The organism is Bacillus thermozeamaize, from assembly GCA_002159075.1.
GTDB lineage: Bacteria > Bacillota > Bacilli > ZCTH02-B2 > ZCTH02-B2 > Bacillus_BB > Bacillus_BB thermozeamaize.
The window spans coordinates 15444-33290 of record LZRT01000045.1; the positions used below are offsets into that span (position 1 = coordinate 15444).

The 17847-nt window shown below is 55.0% G+C and carries 15 protein-coding genes; 2 read left to right on the forward strand and 13 right to left on the reverse strand.

Annotated features, from left to right (window positions below; translation table 11 throughout):
• Positions 1-4: 4 nt before the first annotated feature.
• The 6 genes from BAA01_03625 to BAA01_03650 form a co-directional block, all read right to left on the reverse strand.
• Positions 5-1042 carry a heat-inducible transcriptional repressor HrcA gene (locus BAA01_03625; protein ID OUM89321.1) on the reverse strand — a complete coding sequence of 346 codons (1038 nt, stop codon included), beginning with the start codon at positions 1040-1042 and terminating at the stop codon, positions 5-7.
• Positions 1043-1167: 125 nt separating this feature from the next.
• Complete coding sequence (locus BAA01_03630) at positions 1168-2328, reverse strand: coproporphyrinogen III oxidase (protein OUM89322.1); 1161 nt, start codon at positions 2326-2328, stop codon at positions 1168-1170.
• 14 nt (positions 2329-2342) lie between these two features.
• A complete protein-coding gene (locus BAA01_03635; protein ID OUM89323.1) occupies positions 2343-4157 on the reverse strand; it encodes an elongation factor 4 in 1815 nt (604 codons plus the stop codon).
• A 112-nt stretch (positions 4158-4269) separates the two neighbouring features.
• Positions 4270-4632, reverse strand: a complete 363-nt coding sequence (locus BAA01_03640; protein OUM89324.1) for a hypothetical protein — start codon at positions 4630-4632, stop codon at positions 4270-4272.
• A gap of 32 nt (positions 4633-4664) precedes the next feature.
• Positions 4665-5852 (reverse strand): hypothetical protein, encoded by a 1188-nt coding sequence (locus BAA01_03645; GenBank protein ID OUM89325.1) that lies wholly within the window; start codon positions 5850-5852, stop codon positions 4665-4667.
• Between the two features lie 188 nt (positions 5853-6040).
• Positions 6041-7147, reverse strand: a complete 1107-nt coding sequence (locus tag BAA01_03650) for a GPR endopeptidase (GenBank protein OUM89336.1) — start codon at positions 7145-7147, stop codon at positions 6041-6043.
• Between the two features lie 155 nt (positions 7148-7302).
• On the opposite strand from BAA01_03650, the gene BAA01_03655 reads away from it, so the two are divergent.
• The gene (locus BAA01_03655; protein ID OUM89326.1) at positions 7303-7578 is read left to right on the forward strand and encodes a 30S ribosomal protein S20; all 276 of its coding nucleotides are present in this window, start codon (positions 7303-7305) and stop codon (positions 7576-7578) included.
• Between the two features lie 24 nt (positions 7579-7602).
• Here the strand turns inward: BAA01_03655 and BAA01_03660 are convergent, their stop codons facing one another.
• The 6 genes from BAA01_03660 to BAA01_03685 are packed head-to-tail and all read right to left on the reverse strand — an operon-like array spanning position 7603 to position 13789.
• Complete coding sequence (locus BAA01_03660; protein ID OUM89327.1) at positions 7603-8673, reverse strand: DNA polymerase III subunit delta; 1071 nt, start codon at positions 8671-8673, stop codon at positions 7603-7605.
• Between the two features lie 9 nt (positions 8674-8682).
• On the reverse strand, positions 8683-9498 hold the full coding sequence (locus tag BAA01_03665; GenBank protein OUM89328.1) for a hypothetical protein: 816 nt from the start codon (positions 9496-9498) through the stop codon (positions 8683-8685).
• 33 nt (positions 9499-9531) lie between these two features.
• Entirely contained in the window at positions 9532-12069 is a 2538-nt protein-coding gene (locus BAA01_03670) for a DNA internalization-related competence protein ComEC/Rec2 (protein ID OUM89329.1), read from the reverse strand.
• A 33-nt stretch (positions 12070-12102) separates the two neighbouring features.
• A complete protein-coding gene (locus tag BAA01_03675) occupies positions 12103-12672 on the reverse strand; it encodes a dCTP deaminase (protein OUM89330.1) in 570 nt (189 codons plus the stop codon).
• 12 nt (positions 12673-12684) lie between these two features.
• Positions 12685-13104 carry a CoA-binding protein gene (locus BAA01_03680; GenBank protein ID OUM89331.1) on the reverse strand — a complete coding sequence of 140 codons (420 nt, stop codon included), beginning with the start codon at positions 13102-13104 and terminating at the stop codon, positions 12685-12687.
• Between the two features lie 37 nt (positions 13105-13141).
• Positions 13142-13789: a hypothetical protein gene (locus BAA01_03685; protein ID OUM89337.1), complete on the reverse strand. Its 648-nt coding sequence runs from the start codon at positions 13787-13789 to the stop codon at positions 13142-13144.
• 163 nt (positions 13790-13952) lie between these two features.
• Here BAA01_03685 and BAA01_03690 point away from each other — a divergent pair, with 163 nt between their 5' ends.
• Complete coding sequence (locus tag BAA01_03690; protein ID OUM89332.1) at positions 13953-14795, forward strand: late competence protein ComER; 843 nt, start codon at positions 13953-13955, stop codon at positions 14793-14795.
• Positions 14796-14829: 34 nt separating this feature from the next.
• Here the strand turns inward: BAA01_03690 and BAA01_03695 are convergent, their stop codons facing one another.
• Complete coding sequence (locus BAA01_03695) at positions 14830-17292, reverse strand: leucine--tRNA ligase (GenBank protein OUM89338.1); 2463 nt, start codon at positions 17290-17292, stop codon at positions 14830-14832.
• Between the last annotated feature and the right edge of the window lie 555 nt (positions 17293-17847).

Here is a 17847-nt window from a genome sequence, read left to right on the forward strand (position 1 = left end):
CCTCCTAAGAGCCGATCTGGTACCAGCGGGTAAACAGGCTGGTCAGGTCGCTGGACAAGGAATTCAGCAGTCCAATCACTTTATTGTAATGCATGCGCGTCGGACCCAAAACCCCAATGGTACCGACCAGGCGACCGTCAACCAGATGGGTAAAAGTGACCAGGCTGCAATGGTTGATGGCCTCCACCTTGTTCTCCTGACCGATATGAACCTGTATGCCCTCTTGTCTTTCTTCCAAGATACTGGCTAACTCCTGTTGATCTTCCAGCCACTCGAACAAACTGCGAACTTTGTTGACATCTTGAAATTCGGGGTGGGACAAGATTTTGGCAGCACCACTCATGTACACACGTTCTTCCGATTTCCGGACGGCCAACAGCGACTCCAAAAACTTCATCCAGGCTTCGTATTCTGACAGGTGCCGCTTGATTTCTTCGGCAATTTCCTGGCGAAGGCGTGTTCTGAGCTGGTAAAGCGGCACATTCTTCAATTTTACATTGAGAATGTTGACCAGCTTTTCCACTTCGTTCAGCGGAATGCCATCCGGAATGGTGACCTTATGGTTTTCCACATGCCCCGTGTTCGTAACGATGATCACGACCGCAGTCTGGTCAGTAATCGGAACGAGCTGGAGATACTTCAAGGAAGCCTCGTATACTTCAGGCCCCAGGATGAACGCGGTGTAATTGGTCAGGTTGGACAAAATTTCTGCCGTCTGCTGAATCGCCTGTTCCGTGTGGATCATTTTCTCCGTCAGGAGCCGTTTCAACTCCCATATCTGCTCAATCGAGATGGACATGGGCTGTATCAGCCGATCCACATAATAACGATACCCTTTTTCCGAAGGGATGCGTCCAGCGGATGTATGTGGTTGCTCCAAAAAACCCATCTCTTCCAGATCAGCCATCTCATTGCGAATGGTGGCAGGACTGTACGGCATGTTCCCCCGTTTTGAAACCACCCGCGATCCGACCGGTTCCGCTTCTGATATATAATGTTCCACCACGATCTGGAGAATCCGTTGTTGTCGTTCGGTCAGCATCTTTCCCACCCCCTTATTAGCACTCTTGCTAAACGAGTGCTAAAATATTACTTCAAAGGTATCAAACTCCCCGTCCTTTTGTCAATCATTTTCGGGACATTGACTGCACAGCGTGTGGATCCGCTTCAGGTCGCGGCGGACTCGCCCAACGAGAGGAAGGAGGCAAACACCTCATTGCCAAACAACAGGCCTTGTCGCGAAAGGCGAATCCCCCGTCGATCCACTTCAATCAGTCCTTCCTTCTCCAGATCGTCCAGTACATCTGGAAACACTTCACGGATGGAAACCCGGAACCGCTCACGAAACCGCTCCCATTCCACCCCGTCGCGCAGACGCAAACCCAGCATCATGAAATCCTCCATCGCCTCCTGGCGACTGACCTTGTGCGAGTGGCGAACGGGACGCTGCCCAAGACGCAGTCTTTGGATGTAGGGTCCGATCTCCCTGATATTTTCGTACCGGCATTGGTTCAGGAAGCCGTGTGCCCCGGCACCCAACCCATAATATTCTTCGTTTCGCCAGTAAGTGAGATTATGCCGTGATGCCATTCCCGGCCGACAAAAGTTGCTGATTTCATAATGATGATATCCCGCCTTTTGCATCTCCTCGATGGCGGTCAGATACATGGCCAGTTCCTCATCCTCGCCAGGCAGCGCCAGACGCCCCTGATGGTACCAGGTATAATAGGGCGTATTTTCCTCAATGATCAGGCTGTAAATGGAATAATGAGGAAGCCTGAGGGCCAGCGCCTGCCGAAGCGTATCTTGAAATTGCTCCATGGTCTGATCGGGAAGGCCGAACATCAGGTCAATGGAAAGGTTCTCGAAACCGGCCCGCCGGGCCAACTCGACGCTGCGAAGCGTGTCCTCCGGACGGTGAATCCTTCCCAGCCGTTTTAGCATAGAGGCGTCAAAGCTTTGGGCGCCGATGCTGAGGCGGTTGACTCCCCCTTCCCGCAATGCGGCCAGTTTCTCCCGATCCACGGTGCCGGGATTGGCTTCCACCGTCACTTCACAATCGGCTTTCCATTTCGGGAAATAATGCCGGATCGCCGTAAGCAGGCGCGCCAGCTGCTCCGGCGTAAGTACGGTCGGCGTGCCTCCGCCGATAAAAACGGAAGCGATCTCCCCGGGAGGTTCTTCCGCAACGGTCAACTCCATCTCACGGAACAATGCGTCCAGGTAATCCTCTACCGGCTGTCCCTTGTGCACATAGGAATTGAAGTCGCAATAATAACATTTATTGGTGCAAAAAGGGATATGCACGTAAACGGCGCCTGCTCCCATCCCTCCGGCCCCCTCTAGTCTTCAATCTTCAGGACAGCCATGAACGCTTCCTGCGGCACATCCACCTTGCCCACCGATTTCATCCGTTTCTTGCCTTCCTTCTGCTTCTCCAAGAGCTTCCGCTTGCGCGAGACATCGCCGCCGTAGCATTTGGCAAGGACGTTTTTGCGCATGGCCTTGATCGTCTCACGCGCAATCACACGGCTGCCAATGGCGGCCTGGATAGGCACTTCAAACATTTGCCGGGGTATCAGTTCGCGCAACTTTTCAACCACTTGACGCCCGCGGTGGTAAGCCTTGTCCCGGTGTACGATAAACGAGAGCGCATCGACCGGTTCACCGTTGAGCAGGATATCCATTTTCACCAAATTGGAAGGGCGATAGCCGCTGAATTCATAATCCAGGGAGGCGTACCCTTTTGTGCCCGATTTCAGTCGATCAAAGAAATCATAGACAATTTCAGCCAGTGGCATCTCGTAGGTCAGCGTGACACGACGGGTGTCCAGGTACTGCATGTCCTGGAAAATGCCCCGCTTGCCCTGGCACAGCTCCATTACCGTGCCCACATAATCATTGGGCACCAGGATGGTGGCTTTGACATAAGGCTCCTCGATCCGATCGATCTTGCCCGTCTCCGGCATCTTGGTGGGATTGTCAATCGCCATCATGCTGCCATCGGTCAAGTACACATGATAGACCACGCTGGGGGCGGTCGTAATCAGCGGAATCTGGTATTCCCGCTCCAGCCGTTCCTGGATGATCTCCATGTGCAACAATCCCAAAAATCCACAGCGGAAGCCAAATCCCAAAGCGCTGGAGGTCTCCGGTTCATAACGGAGAGAGGCATCATTGAGCTCCAGTTTTTCCAGAGCCTCGCGCAGCCGGTCATAATCACTGCTGTCCACTGGATACATTCCGCAATACACCATGGGATTGACCCGCCGGTATCCCGGCAGGGGGGCTTCGGCCGGCCTTTCGGCACCCGTGATGGTATCCCCTACCCGCGTATCGCGGACATTTTTGATCCCGGCAATCACATATCCCACATCGCCGACAGACAATTCCTCCACAGGGGTCATTTTCGGCCTGAACACGCCGACCTCCGTGACTTCAAACGTCTTTCCGGTCGACATCATCTTGATCTTCATCCCCGGCACGATCCGCCCGTTCATGACGCGAATATAGGCAATCACGCCCTTGTAAGAGTCGTAGAGGGAATCGAAGATCAACGCCTGCAGCGGCGCATCCGGGTCGCCATCCGGAGGCGGAATGCGGCGGACCACCTGCTCCAGGATCTCCTCAATCCCAACCCCCGTTTTCGCCGACGCGAGTACCGCCTCGCTGGCATCCAGCCCGATCACGTCCTCAATTTCCTGCCGGACGCGTTCCGGATCGGCGCTCGGCAGATCGATCTTGTTGATCACCGGAATGATCTCCAGGTCGTTCTCCAGCGCCAGATAGACGTTGACCAACGTCTGCGCTTCAATCCCTTGTGCCGCATCGACCACCAGCAGCGCCCCTTCACATGCAGCGAGGCTGCGTGAAACCTCGTAGGAAAAATCGACGTGGCCAGGAGTGTCGATCAGGTTGATCACGTACTCCTGGCCATCCTTCGCGGTATAATTCAGCCGCACCGCTGTCAGTTTGATGGTAATCCCCCGCTCCCGTTCCAGATCCATCTGGTCCAGCACTTGCTCCGCCATTTCCCGCTCGCTTAAGGTTCCTGTATACTCCAGCAGCCGATCGGCCAATGTCGACTTTCCGTGATCGATATGGGCGATGATCGAAAAGTTACGAATCCGTTTTTGTCGCTCTCGGGAATCTCCCATCTTTCTCCTCCTGTAAGCTTATCCAAACCCATGTGTCCAACCCCATTTTTGGCACTTCATATTATAACAAATTCACAGATAGGATGACAGAATTTCACTGGCCGTGCTGCATTTACATCAGCCCGTCCAGCCAACCCAAGAGCATTTCCGCCAGCCCGCGCGCCCCTTGTTCCACCCAGGTTCCCAGAATACGTCCCAGTTCCTCATACATATTCCCCGACGCTGCCTCCTCATCCAGGCTCTCGGTGTTCTGGGCATCCCCCCGGATGGCCGCAAACTCCTCACGGGTGAAGGTTTTCCCCAGCAAGGACAGCTCCACCACTTCGCCCTCCGCATTGACTGCCACTGCGGCTCCTTTTGGCGGCTCGTCCCGTCCTTCAACGTCGTGAATTCCATATTCCGCATATTGAATGCCGATAAAGATGCCAAGAAACAAGAGAAAGAGGAGAAAGAAGGAGACCAAAAACGTCCGCATCAAGCCTCACCGCCCCTCAAAACGTCTGTCGGTCAGTTCCCCTTCGGCGCAGCAGGCGCGCTGACCGCCTCAGCCTGCCAGTACACAGCGGCCAATGCATCTGCCAATGCCGCAGCGGAACGGTACGCCTCTTCGAGCGTATTTTCATGTCCGCCGATTTCAACGAGAATGCTGTTGGGATGGACCGACTGGTTATATTCGCCGTTGCTTCGCCCACCTTCGGTGTTTTTCCCCGTAACCCCCTTTGAAAGGCCTGGGTACTTTTTATTCAGCTCCTCGTGGAGCTGCTTGGCGAATTGCTCGTTTTGCTTCCAATTCTTGTTGGCCTGTCCGACGACAAAGACAATGGCCGCATAATCGACGCCGTTGATCTTGCGCGTGGTTTTTTCGCGCGGCAAAGCATCGCGATGAATGTCCAGAATGTACTGAATGTCCCGGTTTTGCGCGATGGCTGCCTGGACGGTCTTGCGCGAGGCGGCATAGGACAAGTGGTATTTCCCTTTTAGTTCGGACCAGTAATCTTTCGTCGATACTTCCGCCCCTATTCCTCGCTTGTCCAACTCCGCCGCCAGCCTCTTGCCAACCAGGGTGATATTGGTTTTTGCATCATAGGCCCGTGCCTTGGACTTATCTTTCAAATCACGAATGTAGGCCTCGCGGTTGTGTGTATGGTAAATAAACACCACTTTCTTGCCGCCTGTGGTCAACGCTTCTTTTGCGCGCTCGGAAGCCGGTGGTTCCTCCTGCTCGTTTTTCCACGCAGCCACGACCGCTTCTGGCGGAGGTGCCTCGGTGGAAGTGAGGGCCCGGACCACGTCCACCTGTTCCCTGAGCGGTTCTTCGGAGGAAGATTCCTGGCCACGAAAGCCGGGCAATTCGCTTTCCAGCCAGGCTTTCGGATCATCCAGGCGCATTTGCGTCAGCTGGGCGAGGAACGTCCCCGCCCACGACCCGCGCTGTTCTTGCTGACCGGAAATGCGCGGAAGTTCCTCCTGAAGAAAGGAGGCATACGTGTCTCCAGGCAATTTCGCCGCCATTTCTTGCAGGGGAACTTGCGCACTCATGGAACGGGGCATGCCGGCAACCATCAGGCCTGTCAACGCCACGGCAAATGTCAGGCAGAATCCAAACAACAGCTGTTGCCGCGTGAACATGGCCATGCGGATATTCCAGGTTCTGGGACGACTGAACCGCCATTGGTGACGCCTCTTCTTGATCAATCCTTGACACCCCTTCCCACATACATGCAACAAAAAACCGTTCCACAACATCTTCCATTGCTTCAATGTATGTGCGGCGTGCCAGGAATAGACCTACTTGTCCACATTTCCTCGGTCACTCAAACATCTTTCATTGATCACTCCAACATCCATCGCGCCGGCACCTTTCCGTTCGTCGCCGCTGCTCGTCAGTGGGTGAAAGATGACAGGTTATCCAGATTCACCGCTTCATGCAAAGCGGCATTCAATCCCCCCGCAATCAGGTGCCCAATGTCCTCGATAAACGTATCCACCTCTTTGGGGGTGACGACCAGGTTGTGGCCGATCGGCGTCAACACCTCATGAATCAACTGTCGCTTTTCCTGCGCAGACAACCCCCCCAAAAGTCCCATCAACACTTCCCGCACCGTCGGATCCGGCAAATCGGCAGCCGTATATTGGGGAGAAGGGCCGGGAAGCTGAAATCCCTGGGGCGTCAGCACACTGGCCGGTTTCGGAGGCGACTGCTGCTCCTTCCACTGCCGGCCCAGGTGAGCCAGCAGGTAATCGATCGTGTCGCTGACAATCGAGACTGCGTCCACCACCGTAGGGACGCCAATGGCAATCACGGGAACGCCCAATGTTTCCCGCGTGACAGGCTTTCGCTTATTCCCCACTCCCGACCCCGGATGAATCCCGGTATCGGCGATCTGGATGGTCGTATTGACTCGCTCCAGTGAACGGGAGGCCAGCGCATCGACCGCAACAATCAGATCGGGCCTCGTCTTTTCCACCACACCATAAATGATTTCGCTGGTTTCAATACCCGTCATGCCCAAAACGCCTGGAGACAAGGCGCTGACCGGACGATATCCAGGCTCCACCTGATCCGGCATCAGCTCAAACAAATGGCGGGTAACCAATACTTTTCCCGCCACGATGGGACCAAGCGCGTCCGGTGTCACATTCCAATTCCCCAAGCCGATCACCAGCACACGATCCTCGTCGCCGACGCCGATCTGCCGCAAGAACCGCTTTAACTCCCTTGCCAGGAGGGAAGTCAGCCGGTGTTGCAAGATGGTATCTTTGCTGCGCAAGCCGGGAGCTTCCAGGGTCACATAACGACCCGGCTGCTTGCCAATCTGCCGGGCCCCTTTCTGATTCAGAACATGAATCCGCGTGATCGTGACTCCTTGTTCCTTTTCCTCCTCTATCTCCACTCCCTCCAAGACAGGATGTTTGTCCAGCGCCAATTGCCTGGCTTCCAACGCCAGGTCGGTCTGGACCGCATAACGTGACAAATCCAGCTCATCCATTGCCAACACCTCGCCCAACCGTTCTACCCTTCTTCTTTTCCCATCTTTTGCCTGATTTATACTGCAATTGATCCTGCAATTCCTTGCCAAGCCAACTGAATTTTGATAGAATCGACTCGTCTTATCTGTGGGTGTAACTGCAAGGGGGTGAAACGATGGCGAACATCAAGTCATCCAAAAAGCGGATCAAAGTGGCCGAACGGAACCGCATGCGCAACATGGCGCAACGTTCTGCTTTGCGGACCTATATCAAGCGTTACGAAACGGCACTGGCAGCAGGTGATCTGGCCAAGGCAGAGCAGGAGTTGCAATTGGCAGTCAGAAAGCTGGACAAAGCGGTCACGAAAGGGCTGATTCACAAAAACAAAGCGGCTCGCCATAAATCCCGTTTGATGAAAAAATGGAATCAGGCAAAAGCCGCCAATGCCTAAGCACGCAGAAGGGGCTGTCCGTCGTCATCCCGACGGGACAGCCCCCTGTTTTTTGATTTTTTGACAGGCAATCAGGAGAAAATGTTCCAAATCGGCGATCCGCTCAGCCTGTGTACGGCCGGACTTCATTGCCCGGTCCAGCCTCGCCAGCTCCTGCAACAAATCCGCCAATACCTGGGCGAATTCCCCTGGTTTTTTCGTTCGGAGATGCTTTTGCGCCCGTTGGATCGCGTAGGGATGCGCACCTATGACATCGGCAATCTGAGCGCTGGAATAACCCAGGAAATGATAATGTTGCACTTGTATGAGGAGTCTCATCTGGTAACTGAACAAGCCCAGCAGCTTCAAAGGCTCCTCCTTTTTTTGCATGAGATCGTAGAAAATCCGGAACAAATACTCAGAACGTCCCTCCAGCAGTGCATCCACCATCAGGAATACATCTTCCTCCAAGGTCCGTGGGACCAGCCGTTCCAAATCTTCGCGAGATAACGGATGATTCAGCGCGTAAAGTGACAATTTTTCCAGTTCGCTGTCAAGGAGAGCCAACTGCTGGCCCACACGACTGAGCAACACCTCAATCATCTCAGCCGACAGCGACACGCCCCGTTCCCTGGCACGGCGCTCCACCCAGCGGATGAGCGCCTCTTTAGTCAATGGCTTGCACGGGATGACCACCGCCTGGCGCTTGACTTGCTTGACCAGTTTTTTGCGTTCATCCAGTTTGGCGGCCGGAACGAGAAAAATCAGGACGGTCTGGGGAGCGGGTTGGTTCAGGTAAGCCTGGAGACGATCCAGGTCATGCTCCGCCTTTCCCCGCGCATTGGCGCTGAAGAAAAGCGCGTTTTTGGCAACAAGCAGGCGGCAGTCAGCTAAAAATGGCGACGTTTCTGCCTGATCCAGCAGTTCATCGAGCGGCGACTCGGACAAATCCAACGTCGCGACGTTCAGATCCTGCACCGATGCAGGCACCAGGATCTCCTTTGCGTGACGGACAAATTCTTCCATCAGCCATTGTTCTTCTCCATACAACACATACAATGACGCCCTTTTTCCCTGCCGCAACTCCTGGATCGCCTGACGAAGATTGCTCTGCATGAGGCCACCTCACACGCCAAAATAGTCGCGCAACAAGGTTGCCAGACCGTCTTCATTGTTGTCTCCGGCCACCAGATCGGCTGCCGACTTCAGGCGTTCGGGGGCATTTCCCATCGCGATGCCGATACCGGAGAACTGGATCATGTCCAGGTCATTTTCAGCATTCCCTGCTGCCATGATCTCCTCCCGGCGAATCCCCAACCACGCCGCCAGGTACTCAAGCGCCCGTCCCTTGGACACCGCGTAGGCATTCAGATCAATGCTGTATTCCGAAGAAGGAAAGATGCTCAGGGCTTTGGCAAACCTTTTCTGCAACGAAGCGACCGTCTCCGGAATGGCCGACGACTCTTCGATGATCGAGATTTTCAGCGGTTCAAAGTTGACCTCATCCGCCAGCCTGTCAACCACCGTGCAGCGTGCCAGCCGTTCCCGGACCCAGGGGGACGGGTTCGGCATGTGCAGCAGAGAGTTCTGGCGGTTGATGTAAAATCCCTTCTCGTGGTTGACCAGCAGATCGCAGGGCATCTGATCCTCCAAGTAAGCCAAAACCTCTCTCGCCGTCGGCAGCGGAATCGGCCGGTAGTAGAGCCTTTCGCCTGTTTTTGGGTGCGTCAGGCAAGCGCCATTTGACGAGATCACCGGGACGTCGACGGCAAGCGTCCGTGCAAACGGCAGCATGGAGTCAAGCAGCCTCCCCGAGGCCAAGGTGACCATGACTCCCTTTTCTTCCTGGATTTTCCGGAGCACCTCTGCCATCAACGGACTCAGTGAACCGTCATCGCGCAGAATCGTCCCGTCTATGTCCAACGCGAGCAAGCGAACCAATCATATCTCCTCACTTTTTCCTTTTTTTCCTTCTCAATCACCCTTCACTACTTGAACCTGCCACTTTCCCTGTGGAAAAAAGCGAAGCACGACCGCCCCGTCCCTGTCTGTGCGAAGCACAGGAATTCCCGCTTCTTCCAGACGCCGGAGAACTTCAGGGGAAGGATGGCCGTACCGATTGCCTTCGCCTACGGAAATGACCGCCAGTTTTGGCCGCAAAACGGCAAGCCATTCACGGGTGGTGGAGGTGTCGGACCCATGGTGAGCCACCTTCAACACCTCCACCGGGCGAAGCATTCCCTGAGACAGGAGTTGGCGTTCCCCTTCCGCATCCAGATCGCCCGTAAACAGCACCTCGTGCCCGTATGCCAAAAGACGCATGACAATGGAGTGGCGGTTGTCATTTTCAACCCGTTCTGTTTCCGGAGGGTGAAGCACTTCCCACTTGATCCCTTCCCCGGACTTCCAGCTCAGGCCCCTGTGGGCCCGGTAGATCGGCACCTCCCTTTTCCGCAGGGCCTCCAGCACCTCTGCCTGCGCGGGGGTGGAAGGACCGCCGTTGACCAGGACGGCCCGGACAGGCAGCCGTTCGGCCACTGCTTTCAGGCCCTGGACGTGATCGGCATCGCCATGCGTCAGCACCATCACATCAATCTTCCGGATCCCTCGGTGTTGAAGGTAAGGATAGACCACATCCTCCCCCACGTCAAACGCCTCCCGCCGCTCTCGCCACGCCTCCTGTTCCCACTTCAGCTGACCGCCGCCATCAATCAGCCACACCTCTTGCGGCGTTTCGACAATGGCAGCGTCTCCCTGTCCGACGTCCAAAAAGGTGACGCGAACCCCTCGTTCCCAAGTTCCATGCGGCAAATAAGCCAAGACGATCCAGCCGGCGAGCAGGGACACCACCAGCAGCGGCGAAACTTGCCGCCAATGCATGAGCCGGCGTGCGGCCCGCCCTGCAAGACGCCCTTCATATACCGGGGGCAACCAGTGCTTTTGCGGCAGGAGCGCCATCAGCCAGGCGCACAGGAGAAAATAGACGACGATCCAATACAGGGAAGGAGTGGGCCAAGTGGTGGCAAAAAGACGCCACTGGGCCATCTGCGAAGTTCCTGCCAGCACCAGCTCGCTCAGCTTCTGGTTCAATCCGGCCAGCAAAAATGCGCCGCCCGGAGAAATCAGGCCGATGAGCAAGCTGATGTACCCCAGTGGCAACACGATCAGGCTGAGCAATGACACAAAGATCAGGTTGGCCAGGGTGGACAGCAGCGAATACTCGTGAAAATAAGTGATCGCGAGCGGAAAAGACGCCAACTGCGCCACCAGCGTCATCGCCAGAGGATACCGGACCGCAGGCCGGTTCCACCATCCCGGACGGACCGCCATCCACTGGGCCAGCCGATCGGTCCAGAGAATGATGCCAAACGTGATCAGGAACGAGAGCTGGAAACTGACCTGGAAAAGCAAATACGGATCCCACACTGTCATCAGCAGGGCGGCCATGCAAAGAGCGTAAAGACTGTCATAGGGACGATGCTGCCGCAATGCCAGCAAAGCCAGCGCGGCCATGATCACGGCGCGGATGACAGGCGGCTGCATCCCGGTCAAAAGGGCATACACCGGCAAAAAGCACAACGTCACCCCGATGCTCCGTTCCCGGGAAACGCCAATGCTTTGCAGCGACGTCAGCAACAGAGCCACCACGATGGCCACATGGCCACCGGAAATGGCCAGGATGTGCGCAATCCCCAACGCGGAAAAATCATCGGCCTGCTGGGCCGCAACCGCATCGCGCTCGCCGACCAAAAGACCTTTCAAAAAAGCCGCCACCTCGCCGTCATACAATTCGTCGACGACAAACTGCAACCGCTTTTGCCCGTCATCAACCAGGCCGCGGAGAGAAAACTCCGACGAAATCACCTGAACCGCCCGAATGCCTGTCTGTTCCCCCAACCAATGAATGCGCTGTTCGTGAAGGTACCGGCGGTAATCAAATCCGCCCGGATTGGCCGCAGTTTTCGGGGAACGGAGCGTCAGGGGCAACGCAAGGTGATGACCGGGCTTTAAGTCCGCAGCCGCCTGTTGCTCCCATTGCTCTTCAAGGCGCAAGGTAATCTGGACTTTCTCCCGAAGCCGGTAGGTTTTCCCCAGCCAGTCCAGCTCTCGCACGAGCAGGACAAACCGCACCCGATCGCCGTCTACCTTGGGAGACGTCAGGATCTCCCCCCGAACTTGCACTTGATAAGATGGCCGAACCGAATCCGCCCATCCTGCCGGGGGACGCTCTTCTGCTGGCTGAAGGATGCTTGAAATGGCAGATTGATTTGTCCTTTCCACCCAGCTCATATAGGCCAGTCCGGCGAAAAAGGCGGCCAGGAACAGGAGAAACAAAGCCGCCCGTCTGCGCACAAGCATCCAGGCAACCCAGCTGATGAAAGCTGTGATCAGGACCCAGACGGCCATTGTTCTGGCCAGCGGATAGCCGATGGCCACTCCCGCCAAAAAACCGGCAATCAGCCAAACCCTCTCATGCACGAAAAACCACACACCCTCCCGATGTGTGGTCATTTCGACAACAGGCAGAGGAATTCCTTCCCGGCACTAAATCCGCGGTGTCACGATCCCCCGCTGTCCCTGGTATTTGCCGTTGCGATCCGCATAACTGACCTCGCAGGGTTCCCCGCGCAAGAACAACACCTGACAGATCCCTTCATTGGCATAGATTTTGGCCGGAAGCGGCGTCGTATTGCTGATTTCCAGCGTGATTTGCCCCTCAAAACCCGGCTCAAAAGGAGTCACATTGGTGATGATGCCACATCTGGCATAGGTGGACTTGCCGACACAGATCGCCATGATGTCGCGTGGAATCCGGAAATATTCGATTGAATGGGCCAGTGCGAAGCTGTTGGGAGGAATCAGAATGTATCCTTCCTCCGCCACGATATCGACAAATGCCCGCTCATTGACATTTTTCGGATCGATAATCGCATTATGGACGTTGCTGAACACCTTAAAGTGGCGGCCGACCCGAAGGTCATAACCGAATGAAGAGACACCATACGAGATCACGCGCTGCCCATTCTCATCCAACTGGCGGACATTTCGGGGAACAAACGGCTCAATCATCCCTTGCTCAGCCAGCTCGATGATTTGTCTGTCGTTGAGTATCATTCCTCTCTCCCTCTACGCAAACAATCTTGCATGCTCCACCTTGATGCAACGATCCATGATCACGTCCAAACCGTGAGCCTCTGCCTTCTGTGCAGCCTCTTCGTGGATGACGCCCAGTTGCAGCCAGATGGCCTTGGCGCCTATGGCGATGGCATCATCGACAACCGCCGGCACCTCCTCACTGCGCCGGAACACATCCACAATGTCCACTTCGCCTTCGATCTCCTTGAGTGACGCCACAGCTTTCTGGCCCAACACCTCATCCACCGTCGGATTGACGGGAATAATTTCATACCCCTGCTCCTGCAGGTACTTGGCCACCTGGTAGCTGTCTCGCTCCGGCTTATTGGACAGTCCGACAACGGCAATCCGCTTTGCATCTTCCAATACCTGTCTCATGCGTTCATCAGAAGGGACAAACAATCTGGACATTCCATACGCCTCCTTTGTCGTTGGAACATGATTCCGCCTAGTGGACGGTGATCAAATCCTGCAGATTCTGAAATGTCTTCTCCCCGATGCCAGGCACCCTGGTCAAATGGCCGATCTCCTGGAAAGGGCCATGTTCTTCCCGGTACTTGACAATCGCCGCCGCCTTCGCCGGACCTATCCCTGGCAAGGTATCCAGTTCCGCCTCCGTGGCGGTGTTGATGTTCACCTTGCCAGCCCCGGGCAAAGAACCGGAAACGCCAGCGGATTGCGCCACAGACGGTTCGGAAGGCGGATTGTCCTGCTCTCCTTGAAAAGGAACGCGAAATGCCATGCCGTCCGTGAGCGGCTGCGCCAGGTTGATCCGGTCCGGGTCCGCTTCCTCCAACAGGCCGCCGGCCCGTTCAATGGCATCCACAACACGCGCGCCGGCAGGCAATGAATAAACTCCGGGATGTTTGACGGCGCCCTTGACATCAACCACCACGGGAGCAACCGGTGGTTCCGGTTGATTCGACTGACCTGACGCGGGTTCCTGTGTCGAATCCTGTTCCTCCTGATAGGCAGGAAATGTCATTGGCGGTGCCGGATCACGGCCAAACTGCTGATACAGGATCAAACTGACCAGCACCAGGCCGCTCAGCAACAGCAGGATCCCCAACCGCTTTTCCCGTTCGCTCCAGCGCATTCCTTGCAACTCCCAGAAATCGTACTTCTCGGTTTTCATTATACGTGAAATAGGAAACTTATCCAACTTTCTTCATTGGAACCGCTTTGTCGGCATAATCTTTCCTTTCCATTCATATGATGGATCAACGATGGTTACGCTTTGCGCAAGGGGAGGAAGAAGTATGGAAGCAGGCTTTTCCGGGAATGTAGGATTTATCGGCACTGGAACGATGGGCAGCATCCTCATCGATGCCTTTTTGCGCGCCCGCACATTTGTGCCAGAACAGGTGATCATCCACAATCGAACCCCTCAAAAAGCCCATGTCATCGCAAGCAAACACAAGGGAATCACAGTGGCCGTTTCCAATATCGAGGTGGCCAGACAGGCTGAGCTTCTTTTTCTCTGCGTCAAACCAATGGAGTTCCAAAAGGTTCTGGATGAAATCGCCACATCTTTGCATCCGTCCCAAACCGTCGTTGTCATCACCAGCCCGATCCAGCTGGCGCATCTGGAAGCATTCATCCCCTGCAAGCTGATCAAATTCATCCCCAGCATCACCAATCTGGCACACTCCGGGGCCTGCCTGTTAACCTATCATCCGCGCATCAGTCCCGCTGAACAGGAAAACTATCAGAAACTGTTCTCCCAGATAGGTACGCCTATACAAATACCGGAAGCATTTACTCGCGTTGCCTCCGATCTGAGCAGTTGCGGCCCGGCCTTCTTAAGCCAAATCATGGAACAGCTGGCCAGGGCTGCCGTTGAGGTGGCCGGCATCCCCCGCCAACTGGCTGATTCGCTCGTGATCCAGATGCTCGAAGGGACAACCAAGCTGCTGACACAAGAAGGGTTGACCCTGAAGGAGATTCAAGAGAGAGTTTCCGTGCCTGGCGGGATTACGGAACAGGGATTGAATCTGTTGGCAGAACAGATGGACGGACTTTTTCATCAACTTTTCCAGATCACACACGCCAAATTCGAGGAAGATGTCAAAAACGTTCAGGCCATCCTCCGGAACAGATGAGCCCCGTGCCTAAGGCAACGGGGCTGGCGGATGTTTAGCCAACCACAATATTGACCAGCTTTCCAGGCACCACGATCACCTTGCGGACGGTCTTGCCGTCCAGGTGTGGCTTGACGCGGGGATGCGAGAGCACCAGCTGTTCCACTTCCGTGTTCTCCGCCTTTGCGGCGACTTTTAACTTTGCACGCATTTTTCCGTTGATTTGAACCGCGATCTCCACCTCATCCTGCACCAACGCCGCCGGATCATAAGCAGGCCAAGCCTGCAAATGGATGCTATCCTGATGACCGATCAGATGCCACAACTCCTCTGTAATATGGGGCGCAAACGGCGCGAGCAACAACAGCATCGTTTCAATGGCTTGCGCAACCGTTCCGCTTTCCGCCTCTTTCCCCAGGTCCTGAATGCCATTGACCAGTTCCATAATGGCGCTAATCGCCGTATTGAAATGGTACCGCTCCTCAATGTCCTCGGTCACTTTTTTAATGCTGTAATGGGTCAGGCGGTGCAGCGCTTTGCTGGCCTCATCCTGCGGGTTAGGGGCCGGCCTTTTTTCCGAAAAAAGATGGAGGTTTTGCTCAACCAGGCGCCAGACCCGGTTCAGGAAGCGGTGGCTGCCTTCCACCCCGGAATCGCTCCAGTCCAAATCGCGATCGGGAGGCGCCGCAAACAGGATAAACAAACGACCAGTGTCTGCGCCGTATTTTTCCACAATTTCATCCGGGCTGACGACGTTCCCTTTTGATTTGGACATCTTCGCCCCGTCTTTTAAGACCATCCCCTGGGTCAAGAGGCTCTTGAACGGCTCCTGATGCGTTACCCACCCTGCATCATAAAGCACTTTCGTAAAAAACCGGGCATACAGCAGGTGCAAAACCGCGTGCTCGATCCCGCCAATGTATTTGTCGACCGGCAACCACTTTTTCACCTTTTCCGGGTCAAATGGCCGGTCCTTCTCATGGACGCTGGTATAGCGGTAAAAATACCAGGATGAGTCGATAAAGGTGTCCATCGTGTCTGTCTCACGCCGGGCGGGGGCATGGCATTGCGGACAGGTGGTATGGACAAAAGATTCAGAGGTGGTCAATGGGTTCCGTTTGCCGTCGAACACCACGTCATCCGGCAGCAAGACGGGCAATTGTTCCTTGGGAACCGGAACCACCCCGCAATGATCACAGTAGACAATCGGGATCGGGCAGCCCCAGTAACGTTGGCGGGAAATCAGCCAGTCGCGAATGCGGTAGGAAACGGCAGGCCCGCCCTTTCCTTGTTCCGCCAAATACCGGCTGACAGCAGCAATTCCCTCTCTGCTGTCCATGCCGTCAAAGGGCCCGGAATTGACCATCACGCCATCCTCTACATAGGCCCCGGTCATCTCCTCAGCGACCAAATTCCGCTCAGGGTTTTGAATCACCACTTTGATCGGCAAGTTGTACTTTTTGGCAAACTGAAAGTCCCGCTCATCGTGTGCCGGCACCACCATGACAGCCCCAGTTCCGTAGTCGACCAACACATAATTGGCGATCCAGATCGGAATCTGTTCGCCGGTAAGCGGATGCTCCGCGTAAGCGCCCGTGAAAAGGCCCAGCTTTTCCGCATCAGCGGCGGTTCGCGTCAATTCGCTTTCGCGACGCATTCTTTCCACAAAAGCGAGGACTTCCGCTTCCGTCTCCTTCCCCTTCACCAGCCGGGGAACGAGCGGATGTTCAGGGGCAAGAACCAGGCAGGTGACACCAAATAACGTGTCCGGCCGGGTCGTGAAGACGGAAACCTTTTCACCAATCTCGGGAATCGCGAATACCACTTCGGCTCCTGTACTCTTCCCGATCCAGTTGCGCTGCATCGTACGAACGCGCTCCGGCCAGCCGTCCAGACCATCCAAATCCTGGAGCAGCCGTTCGGCATAATCGGTGATTCTCAAAAACCACTGTTCCAGTTCTTTTTTGACCACTTCCGAATCGCAACGCCAGCACTTGCCGTCTTCCACTTGTTCGTTCGCCAACACCGTTGTACAACCGGGACACCAGTTTACCGCCGCCTTCTTCCGATAGGCCAGTCCTCGCTCGTAAAACAGCAAAAACAGCTCTTGCGTAAAGCGATAATACTCGGGAAGGCAGGTGGCAATCTCCCGGTCCCAATCATAACTGACGCCCAGTTGTTTTTGCTGTTTTTTCATATGTTCAATGTTTTCCAGCGTCCACTTGCGGGGATGGACGCCATGTTGAATGGCCGCGTTTTCCGCAGGCAGTCCAAAGGCATCCCAACCCATCGGGTGCAACACCTGATAGCCGTTCATCCGTTTGAAACGGGAAATCACATCGCCAATCGAATAGACACGCATATGTCCCATATGCAACCGCCCGGATGGGTATGGAAACATCTCCAGGGCATAAAAACAGGGCTTGCCTTCCTCTTCCTGCGTCCGGTAGATTCCTTGCTCTTCCCAGATCTTTTGCCACTTTGGCTCAATTTCCTTTGGATTGTATGTCCTGGTCACCAATGTGTTCATAAATCAACCTCCTCACGCCAGGTTTGCTGACTGCTCTCCACGAAAAAACCTCCCACCCTCAGCTTAGCTAGGGGCGAGAGGTGTTAAACAGCATCTGTTCCCGCGGTACCACCCTAATTGGCAAGCAATGCCTGCCCACTCATTTTCCCTTAACGCGGGGTTGACGGCGAGGGTACTGTCGTTTTCCCCAGGCCGGCTCCGAGGCGAGTTCGCCTGCCCTGCATATCGGTTTGCACCAGCCACCGACTCTCTGAATGAAGGGTTTGAAGGCTACTACTCCTCTTCTTCGCCTGTTGGTATCGTAACGATGTTGTATTCAAGTCCTTCTTGCTATCATTATATTCAGGAGATTGGGCTTTTTTATCGAACATTGTATGCATTATATTATATGGATCAACCTGTATAAAGTCAACGCTCCGCGATCACTCAGGTAAAATCTTACCGAAAGGATTGTGGATCGCTCACGTCAAAATCTTACTGAGGGGATGTGACGTGAGAATGTCTCTACAAAGCCGTCGCGAGTACTTACGCAAAATGCTAGTC